The organism is Arthrobacter sp. BGA-UO-ETr-C19, from assembly GCF_059568005.1.
Genome location: NZ_JCAQPC010000008.1, coordinates 175,053 through 190,087 on the forward strand (window position 1 = coordinate 175,053; position 15,035 = coordinate 190,087).

The 15,035-nt window shown below is 67.6% G+C and carries 12 protein-coding genes, 1 tRNA gene and 1 other RNA gene; 9 read left to right on the plus strand and 5 right to left on the minus strand.

Translation table 11 applies throughout. The features are described from left to right. Nucleotides 1-21: 21 nt before the first annotated feature. Nucleotides 22-1,599, minus strand: coding sequence for a M23 family metallopeptidase (locus AC57BR_RS03840; protein ID WP_496358435.1), 1,578 nt, complete (start codon nt 1,597-1,599; stop codon nt 22-24). A gap of 159 nt (nt 1,600-1,758) precedes the next feature. Between AC57BR_RS03840 and AC57BR_RS03845 the strand changes: the two genes are divergently transcribed. Further along, on the plus strand, nt 1,759-2,667 hold the full coding sequence (locus tag AC57BR_RS03845; protein ID WP_496358436.1) for an oxygenase MpaB family protein: 909 nt from the start codon (nt 1,759-1,761) through the stop codon (nt 2,665-2,667). A 64-nt stretch (nt 2,668-2,731) separates the two neighbouring features. Here the strand turns inward: AC57BR_RS03845 and AC57BR_RS03850 are convergent. After that, nucleotides 2,732-2,819 (minus strand) — tRNA-Ser (locus AC57BR_RS03850). 76 nt (nt 2,820-2,895) lie between these two features. On the opposite strand from AC57BR_RS03850, the gene AC57BR_RS03855 reads away from it, so the two are divergent. The 5 genes from AC57BR_RS03855 to AC57BR_RS03875 all read left to right on the plus strand — a co-directional run bounded on the left by AC57BR_RS03855 (nt 2,896) and on the right by AC57BR_RS03875 (nt 9,288). Continuing rightward, nucleotides 2,896-3,219: a hypothetical protein gene (locus AC57BR_RS03855; protein ID WP_496358437.1), complete on the plus strand. Its 324-nt coding sequence runs from the start codon at nt 2,896-2,898 to the stop codon at nt 3,217-3,219. A gap of 72 nt (nt 3,220-3,291) precedes the next feature. Further along, nucleotides 3,292-3,388: signal recognition particle sRNA small type (gene ffs, locus AC57BR_RS03860), an RNA gene on the plus strand. Between the two features lie 32 nt (nt 3,389-3,420). After that, nucleotides 3,421-7,083 carry a DNA polymerase III subunit gamma and tau gene (locus AC57BR_RS03865; RefSeq protein WP_496358438.1) on the plus strand — a complete coding sequence of 1,221 codons (3,663 nt, stop codon included), beginning with the start codon at nt 3,421-3,423 and terminating at the stop codon, nt 7,081-7,083. A 131-nt stretch (nt 7,084-7,214) separates the two neighbouring features. Continuing rightward, the gene (recR, locus tag AC57BR_RS03870; RefSeq protein WP_111902426.1) at nt 7,215-7,814 is read left to right on the plus strand and encodes a recombination mediator RecR; all 600 of its coding nucleotides are present in this window, start codon (nt 7,215-7,217) and stop codon (nt 7,812-7,814) included. A gap of 115 nt (nt 7,815-7,929) precedes the next feature. Beyond that, nucleotides 7,930-9,288: an aspartate kinase gene (locus tag AC57BR_RS03875; protein WP_496358439.1), complete on the plus strand. Its 1,359-nt coding sequence runs from the start codon at nt 7,930-7,932 to the stop codon at nt 9,286-9,288. A gap of 103 nt (nt 9,289-9,391) precedes the next feature. Here AC57BR_RS03875 and AC57BR_RS03880 read toward each other — a convergent pair whose 3' ends face one another. The 3 genes from AC57BR_RS03880 to AC57BR_RS03890 form a co-directional block, all read right to left on the minus strand. Continuing rightward, on the minus strand, nt 9,392-9,601 hold the full coding sequence (locus tag AC57BR_RS03880; protein ID WP_496358551.1) for a hypothetical protein: 210 nt from the start codon (nt 9,599-9,601) through the stop codon (nt 9,392-9,394). Between the two features lie 150 nt (nt 9,602-9,751). Beyond that, nucleotides 9,752-9,946 (minus strand): hypothetical protein, encoded by a 195-nt coding sequence (locus AC57BR_RS03885; RefSeq protein WP_194718022.1) that lies wholly within the window; start codon nt 9,944-9,946, stop codon nt 9,752-9,754. 204 nt (nt 9,947-10,150) lie between these two features. After that, entirely contained in the window at nt 10,151-12,595 is a 2,445-nt protein-coding gene (locus AC57BR_RS03890) for a S8 family peptidase (RefSeq protein WP_496358440.1), read from the minus strand. Between the two features lie 243 nt (nt 12,596-12,838). On the opposite strand from AC57BR_RS03890, the gene AC57BR_RS03895 reads away from it, so the two are divergent. Genes AC57BR_RS03895 through AC57BR_RS03905 form a run of 3 tightly spaced genes read left to right on the plus strand, consistent with a single transcriptional unit; the run spans nt 12,839 to nt 14,842 of the window. Beyond that, the gene (locus AC57BR_RS03895) at nt 12,839-13,486 is read left to right on the plus strand and encodes an SSI family serine proteinase inhibitor (protein ID WP_496358441.1); all 648 of its coding nucleotides are present in this window, start codon (nt 12,839-12,841) and stop codon (nt 13,484-13,486) included. Between the two features lie 19 nt (nt 13,487-13,505). After that, nucleotides 13,506-14,447 (plus strand): 3-methyladenine DNA glycosylase, encoded by a 942-nt coding sequence (locus AC57BR_RS03900; protein ID WP_496358442.1) that lies wholly within the window; start codon nt 13,506-13,508, stop codon nt 14,445-14,447. Beyond that, nucleotides 14,444-14,842 carry a serine protease inhibitor gene (locus tag AC57BR_RS03905; protein WP_496358443.1) on the plus strand — a complete coding sequence of 133 codons (399 nt, stop codon included), beginning with the start codon at nt 14,444-14,446 and terminating at the stop codon, nt 14,840-14,842. Before AC57BR_RS03900 ends, AC57BR_RS03905 begins: the two co-directional genes overlap by 4 nt. The last annotated feature ends 193 nt before the right edge of the window (nt 14,843-15,035 follow it).

The following is a 15,035-nucleotide window of genomic DNA, read 5'->3' on the forward strand; positions in this document are numbered from 1 at the left end:
ACGTCGGCTGCCCGCCACCGTTTACGGCGCCGCCGTGGGCTCCGTCGTCGGAACGGCTTCTGCGGCGGCCTTCGCCGCTGCCGCGGCAGCATCCTCGGTTGGCGCGGCACTCGGCGAAGTCGCGGTTGCCGGTTCCGATGTCGGAACTGGCGCCGGTGCCTGCGCAGCCGGAACCGTGGTTACCGGGGCCGAAGGCGTGGGGACCGGATCGGGTACAGGTGCCGGAGGAGGGTCGATGGGGGCAATCACCGGCGGGGCAGGCGTGGAATTCGTGATCGGCGCGGAGGGGTCGACCGGCTCGGTGGGTGCCGGGGGCACGGACTCGGTGGGCGCCGTATCCGCCGGCGGCGTGGTGGGAGTCGGATCAGCCGGAGCCGGGTCGATCGGAGCCGGATCCGCCGGCGGCGTGGTGGGGGGAGGCGTCGGGGTGGGGGTAGGAGTCGGCGTCGGGGTGGGAGTGGGCGTCGGGGTGGGGGTCGGCGCCGGGGTGGGGGTCGGCGCCGGCTTGGGCTTGGCCGTCGCGGGAGGCTTCGGCGGAGCCGGCTTGGGGCTTGCCGTAACAATCGGAGTTGCCGCCGGGCGGGAGGTCGAGGTAGCGGACGAGGTGGGACCGGAGGTCGACGAGCTGGCGACGAGGGTGGTTCCCGCCGAGGTTGACGGGCGGCTGCGCGGGTTGGCCACTGCAGCTGCGGTGACGGGCGTCAGGCCGTCGTCCGTGTTGCCCGGTCCGCTGTTGCCCGGGATGTTGGGGATGGCCCACCCGTACGTGTTGGCAGCGCCGCCTGCGAAGCTGGTAAATACGGCGGGTGTCAGTTGGTCGGTCTGCCGGATGGGCAGCAGAGTCCACTTCAGGGGGTCCTCGTGCTGTCCGTTCTTGATGACCTCGAAGTGCAGGTGGCAGCCGGTGGAGGAGCCAGTGGTGCCCACCTCCGCGATGATCTCGCCTACCCGCACGTGGTCGCCCTTTTCGACGGCGATGCCCTGCAGGTGGTTGTAGGTTGTGATCAGGCCGTCGCCGTGGTCGATTTCCACCCTGTTGCCGCCGCCCCAGGGGTGCCAGCCCGCGGCCCGGACCACGCCGGCGTCGGCAGCGTAGACACGCGTGCCGCAGGCGGCGGAGAAGTCCTGGCCCCAGTGGAACTCTCCTGCTTCGCCGGTGATCGGGCTGTGCCGCAGGCCGAACGGGGAACTGGGAGTGAGCACTTCCAGGGGTGCCATGAGGAAGCCTGCCCCGGGCCGCTTCAGCGCACTGGAGGCCACACCGGGAGATTTGGCGGTGCCTGTTTTGGTTGCCTTGACGGTGGAGTTCGACACGGTGCGTCCGGTGGGAGCCTTCGCCGGTGCGGCGATGCCGGAGCCGCTGATCGGGTACCCGGGTGGGGTGGTGTCGGGATCAAGGAGCTCCGGCCCGACGACTCCCGAGGGAGGGGCAATTGGTACGGCAGCACCCACGGGCTGCTGGATCGGGGCTGCGGGCCCTTGGAACCCGAAGGCAAAGACGGAGAAGCCGACAACCACCGCCGCGGAAAGGCTCCGCAGGGCGACCCGGCCCGGGCCGGTCACCCCCGGTGCGTGCTTGTGTCCCCCATGATTTGCCACAGAATTCTCCTGGATCAGTACCCGCCAAACTCCTGTCTCGACGAGCGTGTCCTCCATTGTGGCCACAGCCCAAAGCACGGCGAAACCCCTAAAACTGGGGGGCCAACGGGTGCGGTTTCATAGGCTTAACCCGCCAGCTTCGACGCGCGAGAATGAAACATGGGCACTTTCCTGAGGGAATGGCAGGCGGAACTGAAGCGCACGCTGACCGGCAGCCCGGATGCGCTGCCGGACTGGTCCCGGAAGTTTGCCCAGGGTGACGACCCGGGGTATTTCCTCCCCGGCTCTGCGGTCTGGGCCGTCCATGGCGGCGTGGCGACCATCGTTGGCGGCATCCGGTCCCTGTTGATGCAGACACTGCACCCCGCAGTCCTCGCCGGCGTCCACGACCATTCAAATTTCCGTGAGGATACGCTGGGCAGGCTGGCCCGGACCACGGCGTGGATCCACGCCCTGACCTACGGGTCCACGGCTGAAGCCCGGGCGGCAACCGCGAGGGTGGTCCGGCTGCACGAGTCCGTTGTCGGCAAGTACGTCGACGGCGGCGGCACCGTCAGGGAGTACTCCGCCAACGATCCTGAACTGCTCCGCTGGGTGCACATCACGTTCACGGATTCGTTTCTCCGGGCGCATGAGCTGTGGGCCGGCCCCATTCCGGGCGGGCCGGATGCCTATGTGCGTGAATGGTCTCAGGCGGGCAGGCTCATGGGTGTGGAGTCCCCGCCGGAGAGCAAAGCGGCCCTCAACCGGGAGCTCGGAGAATGGCTCGCTGCCGGGATTCTTCGCGGCGATGACCGGGTCGCCGAAACCGTCGCCTTCATCCGGGATCCGCCCCTGCATCCCCTCCTGAAACCGGGTTACCTAATCCTGTTCGAGGCCGCTGTCCTGAGTCTGGAGCCTGAATACCGCCGGCTGCTTGGGCTGCGCACTGCCCGGCTGGGCCCCCTGCCGCTGCCGGTGAGGCCGGCCGCCCGGGTGACTCTCGCCGTCGTACGCAGCGCACTGGGCCCGGCTAGCCCCAGTCAGCTCGCCGCCCGCCAACGGCTCCGGAGACTGGGCGTGGCCTAGCCCCCATGCTCTATGCAGAAAAAGGAAAACCCGGTCCTGACAAAGTCAGGACCGGGTTTTCCGATGGCGGAGAATGGGGGATTTGAACCCCCGAGGGCGTTAACCCAACACGCGTTCCAGGCGTGCGCCATAGGCCGCTAGGCGAATTCTCCAGCTGCTCTTGAACCAAAAGCAGATACTAGAATACCTGAACTTTCCGGCATCTCCCAATCGGCCGAAAATGGTGCCATGTCCCAGCTGCATGCGCTCGTGGTTTACGTTCCCGAATCCCATGCCGAGGCGGTGCTCACCGCCCTCGGAGATGCCGGCGCCGGCAGGCTGGGTGACTACTCGCACTGCTCCTTCACGTCGCCGGGCACAGGACGATTTACCCCCTTGCCCGGAGCCCGGCCCTACATCGGCACCGCCGGCGAGCCGGAGGAAGTTTCCGAGGTCCGGATCGAGTGCATCGTGGAGGAGGACGTGCTCGACGCCGTCGTGCAGGGATTGCGGCGGGCGCACCCCTACGAGGAGCCGGCGTTCATGAGCTGGCCCGTGAACGGGCATCACTGAGACGACGGCAGTGCCTGCCACTGCCCCACCGGAGCCGATTCGGGCCACGCCCAAAGTTCGGGTAAAGTATCTGACGGCCCCTCATGTGGCGTCATCCTGTTGAACTCCCCCAGGACCGGAAGGTAGCAAGGGTAGATGGGCTCTGGCGGGTGCATGAGGGGTCTCTTATTTAATGTCAGTCCCTATAGGTAGGTTTTCCCTGTGACTGTTACAACTGCCCTTTACCGCAGGTATCGCCCGGACTCGTTCGCGGACGTTATCGGGCAGGAACACGTCACGGAGCCGCTGATGACGGCGCTGCGCAAGAACCGCGTGAACCACGCCTACCTTTTCTCCGGCCCGCGCGGCTGCGGCAAAACCACGTCTGCACGCATCCTGGCGCGTTGCCTTAACTGCGCGAAGGGCCCCACAGACACCCCGTGCGGCGTCTGCCCCAGCTGCATCGAACTCGCCCGCGGCGGTGCCGGTTCCCTCGACGTCATCGAGATCGACGCCGCCAGCCACGGCGGCGTGGACGACGCCCGCGACCTCCGGGAACGCGCCACTTATGCTCCGGTGCGGGACCGCTACAAGATCTTCATCATTGACGAGGCCCACATGGTCACTTCGGCGGGCTTCAACGCCCTGCTGAAAATCGTCGAAGAGCCGCCGGAACATATCAAGTTCATCTTCGCCACCACCGAGCCGGACAAGGTCATCGGGACCATCCGCTCGCGCACGCACCACTACCCGTTCCGGCTCGTTCCGCCGGAGCCGCTCATGGCATACCTCGAGCAGCTCTGCCAGCAGGAAAACGTCCCGGTGGCCCCCGGCGTACTGTCGCTGGTGATCCGCGCAGGTGCAGGGTCCGTGCGGGACTCGCTGTCCGTGCTGGACCAGCTCATGGCAGGTGCCGGGCCCAACGGCCTCGATTACGAACTCGCCGTGGCACTCCTCGGTTACACGCACGCCTCGCTTCTGGACGACGTTGTCGAGGCAATCGCCGCGTCCGACGCCGCCACGGTCTTCCGTGCCGTGGACCGCGTCATCCAGACGGGGCACGATCCCCGCCGCTTCGTGGAGGATCTCCTGGAGCGCTTCCGCGACCTCATCATCGTGCAGGCCATGCCGGAAAGCGCCCAGGCCATCCTCCGCGGCATGCCGGCCGACCAGATCGCCCGGATGCAGAGCCAGGCACACAATCTCGGCGCAGCCGAACTGTCCCGCGCGGCCGACGTCACCAACACCGCGCTGACGGAGATGACGGGTGCCACGTCGCCGCGGCTGCACCTGGAACTGCTTTGCGCCCGCATCCTGCTGCCCAGTTCCGAGCAGACCGAACGCGGCATCGCCGCCAGGATCGACCGCGTGGAACGGCGCCTGAATTACGGCGGGTCCGACGCCGGTGCTCCCGCCGCCGCTGCGGTTGCGCCCGCCGTGCCGGCGGCAGCCCCGCCGTCTCCTGCTGCTCCTGCCTTCGCGGCCTCAGCGGTTTCGCCTGCCCCGGTTGCAGCAGCTCCGGCGTCCGTTTCCGCGCCGTCCGCTCCTGTTCCTGCTCCTGTTCCTGCGCAGAGCGCGCCGCAGGTGGGCCCGCCCAGTATCCAGGCCGCACCCGCGGCACAGGGGGCACCCGCACGGGAAGGATCTGCAGCGCAGGGGGCACCCGGCAGGGAAGCCCTGGCCGCGCCACGGATCACCACTGGTGACTGGCCCATGGATGATGCCGCCGCACGCAACCACCGCCCGGCCCCGGACTCACACGACGGCCAGAGCCAGGACTCTGTCGACCAGCGTCCGGCGGCTTCGCAGGCACCGGAATCCGCCGCGCGGCCCGGACAGGCCCAGCGCCAGCAGGCCCAGCACCAGCAGGCCCGAGGCCCAGAGCCGGTGGCGGCACCGGCTCCTCCTTCGGCTCCCGCTCCGCAGTCCCACGCCCAGCCCTCTTCGAGTACAGCCTCTGCCGGTGCGGCTCCTGCCGGTGGGCACGCCGACGTGGAGGTACTCCGCCGGGCCTGGCCCGAGGTCCTGCAGACCCTGGCAAGAATCAAACGGAGCACGTGGGCGCTCGTGGAGCCCAACGCCCAGGTCGGCCAGTTCGACGGCCAGGCCCTGACGCTCATCTTCAGCACCTCCGGGCTGGCGGGAGCGTTCGGCAGGGCAGACCACTCCGAGAATCTGCGCCAGGCCATCCACAAAACGATCGGCATCGACTGCCAGGTCACCGCCGTCGCAGGCGCCGGCAGCTCAGCGAGCTCTGAACCAAACCCAAAAGCGCCTACTAGCCGGGACATTCCGGCTACCACCACCGACGCCGATTGGGGCCTGGCCCCTGGCCCGGGTGGCTCCGGAGAGCCGGAGCCCGCCCCTGCCCGCCCTGCGGCAACAGGTTCGGCACCGGCGTCGGCAGGCACGTCCCCCGCGGCCGCGGGCGGGGATGCCTCTCCGTCCTCGCCGGCGGCTCCAGCGGCATCCGTGCCGCAATGGTCCGGACCAACCATCACGGCGTCCCGGTCGGACACCGCGGCCCCCGCTGGCGTCGGAAGCGCTCCTGGCGCATCAACCACTGCCGCACCCGCTGCCCCTGCCGCAGCTGACGGGACCGGCGGTGGTGCAGCGTCCGGCCATGCACCGTCCGTGGCACCACAGCAACCCGTCTCACAGCCGGTGGCCAATGGGCCGGCTGCTTCACAGGGCCCCGTCCCCCCGTCCTCGGCAGCACAGGGGCAGGCACGTGGACCGGAGCAGCAAGCCGGCGACTATTCCTATCCGGATGACGACTGGGGTCCTCCGCTGGACGAGGACGCACCTCCGCTGGAAGAAGAGCCTCCCATGGACTGGGAGCCGTCGCGCCAGTGGCAGAGCGGCCCGGCGCCATCGCCTGCACCGGAAATAAAGGCGCCGGAGATAACGGCACCGGAGGTAACCCGGACTGTCGAGTCCACACCGCCGCCGGCGCAGCCCCGGGCAAAGAATGGTGCTTCGGCACAGGCGGAGCGCCAGCCTGCTCCAGACACCTCGGCTGATCCGTGGTCCCGTGCTGTCGAGCAGACCCCTGGCGTGTGGGCTCTCGGTTCAGAAAGCAACGTGGGCAAATACCCGGGCGAGGCTGACAATGGGCGCGACGAGGAGTCAACCGGGCCGGCTGCACCGGTGTACCCACCGGCCGCCGCCCAACCGCCGCAGCCTGGCGGTCCCACCGCTGAACGCCCGCCGTCCGCTGACGGCGAGCCATCCAGGGTGTCGGGTTGGAGCGACCCCGCTGAAGGCGCCCCGAGCGTGAGCGCCCCTCCTGAGAGCGGACCGGAAACTGCCGAGCGCGGCGCCCCCGAGTTCGAGCCTGCCTACGCCATGGCATCCGCCCCCGCAGCTGCCAGCAACGAGTACGGGGCACCCACCCCAGCCCAGGGTGTCCGCCCGCCCGCCGTGACTGCGGCCACCGACGCCGCCCCGGTCCGGGTTCCCGTGTTCGTATCCGGCTCAGGACCCGCAGTACACGCCGGACCAGTAGTCCAAGCAGGACCCGCAGTACAGGCCGGGCCTGCAGTTCAGGGCGGACCCGCAGTCCAGGCAGGACCCACTGTCCAGGCCGGACCCGCGGCCGCGGCAGCCCGTACCGCCGCACCGGCGCCCGAGACTCCGGCCCGGGGCAAGCTGAGCCTGTACCAGAGGCTCTCCAACAGCCCGGAGGCCGAGGCGGGCCGGGCCAAGGCGCCAGTCCGGAGCACAGAGGAACCCGCACCCTACGTCCAGGACATCCCCAGCGCGGATGACGAAACGATCGAGGAGTCGGGCGTCTTTGGCCGTGCCGCCGTCGAGCGTATTCTGGGCGGAAAGCTCATCGAAGAACGGTCGCTGGACGGCAGCCCCCTGATGCCCCGGTACTAGGCGGCGGCACCCGGCCCGGAAGAGAGTCCCGCCCGAAGCGAGGACCCAGGGGCCGGGCAGGCCGCCCCGTGACGTCCCGGTGCCCCGCCTGGCGGCACCGGCCATCTTTCAACCAAGCAATCGAGGAAAAAGTGTACGAGGGTGCAGTTCAGGAGCTGATCGACGAGCTCGGACGCCTTCCCGGTGTGGGACCGAAGTCCGCGCAGCGCCTGGCGTTCCACATCCTGGAGGCAGACCCCCAGGACATGAAGCGGCTGGTGGAGGCCATCACCACCGTCAAGGAACGGGTGAAGTTCTGCACCGCCTGCGGCAACGTGACCGAGCAGGAACTGTGCAACATTTGCCGGGACCCGAGGCGCGACCCCTCCGTCATCTGCGTCGTGGAGGAATCCAAGGACGTGCTGGCCGTGGAGCGCACCCGCTCATTCCGGGGCCGCTACCACGTGCTCGGAGGCGCCATCAACCCGATCGCCGGCGTCGGCCCGGAGCAGCTTCGGATCCGCGAACTCCTCAACCGGCTCAGTGATGGCGCCGTCCAGGAGATCATCATCGCCACCGACCCGAACCTTGAGGGCGAGGCCACCGCCACCTACCTGGCGCGCATGCTGCAGTCCATCGGCATCGCAGTCACCCGTCTCGCTTCCGGGCTGCCCGTGGGAGGCGACCTCGAGTACGCGGACGAAGTCACGCTGGGCAGGGCCTTCGAGGGCCGCCGGAATGCGCTCAGCTAAGCGCAAGGGTCACAATTCCACAGCGGGCGGACCACAGCGATAAACTGGGTAAGCCGCCGTGCCGTAAGGCCGCCTGGCCTCCAGAACTCCAATTTGATCCAGTGAGGGTGCACGCATGAGTATGCCCAGTACCGATGTGAAAACCGAACCGCAGCCGCAGGAGCTGCCCGCAGATGCTGGTGTCACCACGCAGCTCATTGTGCAGAAGTTCGGCGGCTCCTCGGTGGCTGACGCTGACGGCATCAAGCGCGTCGCCAGGCGCGTGGTCGACGCCCAGAAGGCCGGCAACGAAGTCGTCGTCGTGGTCTCCGCCATGGGTGACACCACCGACGAGCTCCTTGACCTTGCCGCCCAGGTCACCGACTCAGCCCCGGCCCGCGAGATGGACATGCTCCTCTCCGCCGGTGAACGCATCTCCATGGCCCTGCTGGCCATGGCCATCAACAAGTTCGGTGCGTCCGCGCAGTCCTTCACGGGTTCCCAGGCCGGCATGATCACGGACGGCATCCACGGCAAGGCGCGCATCATCGACGTCGACCCGCACCGGATCCGCACCGCCCTGGACAAGGGGCACATTGCCATCGTCGCCGGTTTCCAGGGCATGAGCCGCTCCACCAACGAGATCACCACCCTCGGCCGCGGCGGTTCTGACACGACGGCAGTGGCCCTCGCTGCCGCCCTCGAGGCCGACGTCTGCGAGATCTACACCGACGTTGACGGCATCTACACCGCGGACCCCCGCGTCGTTCCGTCAGCGCAGAAAATCGACCGCATCTCCAGCGAGGAGATGCTGGAACTGGCCGCTTCCGGGGCCAAGATCCTCCACCTCCGGTGCGTCGAATACGCCCGGCGGTTCGGCGTGCCGCTGCACGTCCGTTCCTCATTCAGCCAGAACGAAGGCACCTGGGTCCTGCCCGGCGCCGATGACAAGATCACGACTCAAGAGGGAGTTGCCTTGGAGCAGCCAATCATCTCCGGTGTTGCACACGACCGCTCGGAAGCAAAGGTCACCGTTGTGGGTGTTCCGGACATCCCGGGCAAGGCAGCCGCGATCTTCCAGGTCATCGCGGACGCGCACTCGAACATCGACATGATCGTCCAGAACGTCTCCACGCACGGCACCGGCAGGACCGACATCTCCTTCACCCTGCCCATCGTCGAGGGCGCCGATGCCCTTGCCGCCCTCCGTGCTGCGCAGGCCGAGATCGGCTTCGAAAGCATCGAGTACAACGAGCAGATCGGCAAGCTGTCGCTGATCGGCGCCGGCATGCGTTCGCACCCGGGCGTTTCGGCCACGTTCTTCAAGGCCCTGTCCGCCGCAGGCATCAACATCAACATGATCTCCACTTCGGAGATCCGCATTTCCGTGGTGACCCATGCCGACCTGCTCGATGACGCCGTCCGCGCCATCCACAAGGCGTTCGACCTGGACAGCGAAGCAGTTGCCACCGTCTACGGCGGCACCGGCCGCTAAGGCGCCTGCCTCAGCGCTGTCACGGCCAGCGCTGGAAGACCAGTGCAGAAAGAAGCCCGGTGCGTTCACGCACCGGGCTTCTTTACTTCAAATAAAGGCGTTATCACTTGTCCAGGTCGCTCTTGCGGACAGCATAGTGGTGCCCCTCCGAGTCGGTCTCGACTTCGAACTGGGCCAAATCATCTTCGGAAGCATGCTCATAATCGTCATGCAGGTGAACCACCGGAGCAGCTGAATCGCCTACGGCGGCAGGGCCGAATACGAACCGGAGCCTGTCCGTCAGGTTCATGAAGCCAGTGAGCACATGTGCCACAAGTCCCACCCCCTTCCCTGCTTGAAGGCGTCAGAGCGTCTGCCCTTCGATTGCCAGTGCCCTTATTTTACGCCGGGAGCCCGAAAAAGAACCCCGGCGGGCAATGGTTCGACTCTTGTTTGGTCCCACGCCTGGCCGTAAAAGCGTCTGCTAGCGCAGGGACTTGTCATCGGGGTTGCGGGGCACAACGTACGTGCTGCCGTCCGGGCGCCGGACGGTCTCCCACTGCTGCGTCTCGGCCTCACGCTGGGCGAGCAGTTTACGGTTCTCTTCGGTCATGTCGTGCACCAGCGAACTCCTGTTGGCGGGGCCAAAAACAGCCCTGAGCTTGCCGGTTGCCCGCATAAACCGCTGTGCGCCGTTCTCTTTTGCCACGGTATCCACTCCATATTGGGACTACTGCCACCATCAATTATACACGAACGATTAGTGCACTAATCATTTGCCTCCCCGCGTGCCTCGCCGCCCGGCGCCAGGCCGGGAGAAGCACGACGCCGGGACTCACCACCAGCGGTGAGTCCCGGCGTCGTCCGTCCTGGATCAGCGGCACTATTGCACCGGCCGTACCGCCACAGGTGAGCGGACGGTGTTGTCGCCTGATGTCCACGTCAGGGAACCGGTGGAGTACACATTCAGCGGAGCCCCTGCCGTAGTGAATGTGATGGTGAACGTGGCGCTTTCACCCTCCGCCAGCGTCACTTCTGCCGGACTGACGGTGGCAGTGATTCCGGGAAGGGTGATGGCGGCCGTGTACGTTCCTGCCGTCACAGCGGTCACGGACCGCGTGACAGTCTGGCTGCCGGACATGGCGCCCAGTGCCACCGAGGGGAGGTTGACGTCCTTGGCCGCCACAGGTGCGACGCCAAGGTCTATTCCCTGTCCCTGAAGGAAGCCCATCCAGTCGCTGATGCCGGCGTCGTAAACGAGCCCCGGGGAGTCGAACCGGGCGGGATCAACATGGCCGGCACCTTGGGCAAAGACATCATGCACCTCGGTGCCTTTTGCGTTGACCAGATCGTAGGCAGTGGTCATGATGGCGGATTTCACGGCCGCCGGGGACCACTGCGGATTCTTGCCCAGCAGCAGCGCACCCGAGCCCGCGATGTGCGGCGACGCCATGGACGTGCCGGACAGGAAGCCGAAGGTCTCGCCCTTAAAGCCGACGGGCGAAACCGCGGCCAGCACTGCCACACCGGGAGCTGTCACGTCAGGCTTGAGCAGGTCCCCGTTGGATGCCAGGGTGGGCCCGCGTGAGGAGAATTCCGCAATCTGCGGCACCGGCGGGGGTTCGGCCCCGGTGGTGTCGGTCGCCTTCAGGCTGGCCGTCATGCCCGGGGTCGCCGCCACCAGGTCCTTGATCTTCGGGTCGCCCACGTGCACTGTGGGCACGCTGTGCAGATCGGCGTCGAGCGAGCCGGGCGTCAGGTTGACCAGGACCATGCCCACGCCGCCTGCGCGCGCGACCTCGGCGCTCTTGTCAACGCGTGCCACAACGCCGCGGTCGCAGACCACGATCTTGTCTGCAGTTTTGGCCGGGTCCAGGGAGTTCGGCGCGCACAAGGCCGCATCGGTCGCCAGGGCGGCGGCCGCCTTCACGTCCACGGCCAGCACGATCGGCTTGGCGTCCACCTCGCTGCTCATGACGCTTGCACCGGCGAATTTACTTCCGTCCGACAGTTCCGCGGTTCCGCGGAGCGTGTTGTCGAACGTCGAGGCTGCCACGCTGGTGATCCAGGGACCGGCGTGGTTGACGGTCGAGGCAGTCGGGCCGGAGTTGCCGGCGGAGGCAGCCACAAAGATCCCTGCGGCCGCCGCGTTAAGGAACGCGAGGGAAACCGCATCGACAGTGGAGTTGTTGTTTCCCGAGATGGAGAAGTTCAGCACGTCCACGCCGTCGAGGACGGCATCCTGGATGGCGTTGAGAATGTCTGATTCAACGCACCCGGTGGCCTCCGGAATGGCGCCTTCCCAGCAGACCTTGTACACGGCAATCTTGGCCGCCGGCGCAACGCCTGAGCTCTTGCCGAAGTCGCGCCCGCCTGCCGTCTGGGTGACGTCGGCGTTTCCGGCTGCGGTGCTGCCTGTGTGGGATCCGTGGCCGTTAACGTCCAGCGGCGAGAACTTTTCACTCGGGGACCGGAATTCCGGGGGAACCGCTGCCTTGTACGCCTTGTCGTAGAACCTGGCGCCGATGACCTTGCTGTTGCATTCCGTGCCGTCGAAGCCGTCACCGGCCACGCAGTCGCCCACGAAGGTCCCGCCGTTGGCCTTGCGCATGGCGATCACGTTGCCCTGGAGGCGGAACGGAACGCCCACGTCAGGGGTGCCGGACAGCGGATCGACCGTGTCCCCGGCGAAGAACGGGTTGTCGGGCGTGTAGCCGGTGTCCAGCATGCCGACCACAATGCCCTTGCCCGCCTCATCCGTGCCACCGAACTGCTGGTCCCACACGCCGTCGCCGCCGGGCAGTCCAAGGAAGTCCGTGCTCGAGTAGTCCGGCTTGCGGATGCTGTCCGGGACCACGGCCAGAACGTCGGTGTCACCGGCGAGCGCCTTCGCCTGGGCGGCGGACAGGACTGCACTGAAGCCGTTGAGCGCCAGGGTGTAGCTCCTGTTGATGGTCACGCCCGTGGACGCTGCCGCCTGCCGCTGCTTGGCCTTCAGGTGGGCATCGTACTTGCGCGAGTTGGGGCCGGAAGGGTTCAGCTTCTTCCCCTTCGGCACCGCTGTGCCGGGGATGCCCGGGACGCCGCCGGAGTATGTGGCCAGCGGCTTGTCCTTGAGCATCACGATGTAGTGGCCGTCGTCGAGCGGGGATGCTGCCGGCTGCGCAGCGGTTGGCTGGAGCGCTGCCGGCTGCGCCGATGCAGGTGCAGGAGCCGCCGCCGTTGGACCGGCGAGGCCCTGGCCAATGACCATGGCAAGGGCCACGGCGAATATTGCCGGCAGCCTTCTGCCATGTCCGGGGCGGGTAGTGGATTGCTGAGGGATCATGGGGGGATGCCTTCCTTGGTTCAGGACCTGTAGACCTTCGGTCCCACGAACTGGACGCTCTGCCCCCCATGGGCGTCATCACTATTTGGTTATGCCGCGCACCCGTTGATGTCAGAAAGATACCGCGGACGCCCGCAAGAATCGATACCCTTCCGTTAGCAATTGCCGGGCACTGTTATCCGCCTGTACCGGACGGCCCGGGGCCCCGACGGTAGAATGGGAAAAACTTGAGGAGACCCCGGCATGCGCAAGCAAATGATTTCTGTGCTGCTCGCCCTCGCGGCGACAGGCGGTCTCGCGGCCTGCACCCCGGACACCGGAACCGGCCAGCCTTCCCCCGGGACCACCACCGCCTCGCCGGGGGCCTCATCGCCCGGCACCGAAACCCCAGGCACCGGGACTCCGGGCACCGGGACTCCGGGCACGGAAACCCCCGGCACCGGCACTCCCGGTACCCCCGCGCCCGGTGCTACACCGCCCGACGCCGAAACGACAGTCCCAGCGCCCGCACCCCCTGCCGCTTCTCCCCTGCCGTCCGGGCCCGGCGCCGGCGATGCCGAACTGTCCATCACGGTCAAAGCGTCGAAGGACGGCAAGGGCGTCAACTACACGTTGGTCTGCAAGGGCGGCGCGTCGATGGCAGAGAGCCAGCACCCCAACGCCGCCGCAGCCTGCACGGCTCTGAAGAACAACGCGGCCATCGTGAACGCCGCCGCCCCGCCGAAGGGCATCTCCTGCACGCAGCAGTACGGCGGTCCACAGGTGGCCACCGTGACCGGCGAAGTCAACGGCACCCCGGTGGAGACCTCCTTCGCCCTGCGGGACGGCTGCCAGATCGGTGCCTGGAACGCCGCCAAGGACATCCTCGGCGCTGCAGGCGGGGCGCTTTAGCACTGTGGCAGGCACTGCATTGACCATCCCTGCCGGCCAGGTCCTCGCCCCCGCCGGCTGGAGGGAACTGGAGGCCGCGCACGTGCGCAGGGTGCGCCGCTACGCCGATCCCTACCTTGCCCGCCGCTCCGCGGGGCGGAAGCATCCCGTGGAGGACTTCCTCTTCACGTACTACACGCAAAAGCCCGGCCAGCTGCTGCGCTGGCATCCCGGGGACGGCGTGGTCCTCTCCGGCACGGAGGCTGCCGCCCGCAAGGACTGGAAGTACTACAAAGCGCTCAACGCCGGTGAGCTGGCCAGCGCGGGCCTGCCGCCCGGCAGCAACGCGGTGGCGTTCGACCGGGAGGCGTTCCTGGCCGAACGGCGCGATGCCCTCCTGTTTGCCCGGATCATCCTGGCGGGAACAGCCGCGCGGCCGGCGCAGTTCGGCTGCTTCGGCCTGCACGAGTGGGCCATGGTGTACCGGCAGGAGAAGTTCGAGCTGCGCCACGAGTACCTCAAGCTGCGGCTGGGCGGTGCGGGCACCGACAAGGTGGTTGAGGACAACAGGATCCGCTGCTCCCACTTCGACGCGTTCCGTTTCTACACGCCCGACGCCGTGCCCCTGAACGAGCTGTCGCCCAGCCGGGAGAACCAGCGGACGATGGAGCAACCCGGGTGCCTGCACGCCAACATGGACCTCTACAAGTGGGCGTACAAGCTCTCGCCGGCCCTGCCGAGCGAACTCGTAATGGACTGCTTCGAGCTGTCGTGGCGGGTGCGGGTCATGGACATGCAGGCGTCCCCCTATGACCTCACGGACTGGGGCTACCCGGCCATTCCGATTGAGACCCCCGACGGCAAGGCGGCTTACGTGGAGCAGCAGCGGGCTTTCTCGGCCGAAGCCCAGGAATTGCGCGGCCGGCTGATGGACGCCCTCGCGCCGCTCTTCGACAACCTCGGGACGGAGACGGAACGATGAGCGATTTGCCGGCATCCCCTGGCCCGGACATCAGCCTGCCTCCGGACACGGACCTTGAACTGACTGTGGCCCTCACCCACGCCCCGGGCGGCCCGGAACACGTCTTTGTCCTCGTCAGCCGTTCCGGCCAGCTGGTGAAATCAACACTGCCGGATCCGGCGGCGGCGATTGTCGCCGTCGGCCGCTTCGGCGAACGGATCTTTTTCCCCGAGCCGGGCCCGCCCAAGCTGTGCACCCAGCAGTACGGCGGCCCCCAGGTTGCCGTGGTCACCGGCACCTTCAACGGCCGCGCCGTGAACTCCCGGTTTTCCCTGACGGACGGCTGCGAAATTGCGCGCTGGCGGGCGCTGTCCCCACTGCTGGGCGGAGTGGCCGGGTCCACGGGCGCCATCTGAGCTGCCCCAACTTTCCCGAGGCCGGTACAACAGGAGTTTTTGTACACATATCGCGACTTGCGGGGCGGTTAGCGCCCATTACCTGTACAAAAACTCCAGCCAAATGCGGCGAAGGCCGGCGGGACCCTGGCATTTTGTGCCACGCCCGCCGGCCTTCGCTGTGGGGCCCTTTCGGGAGCCCGGTTCCGGGACC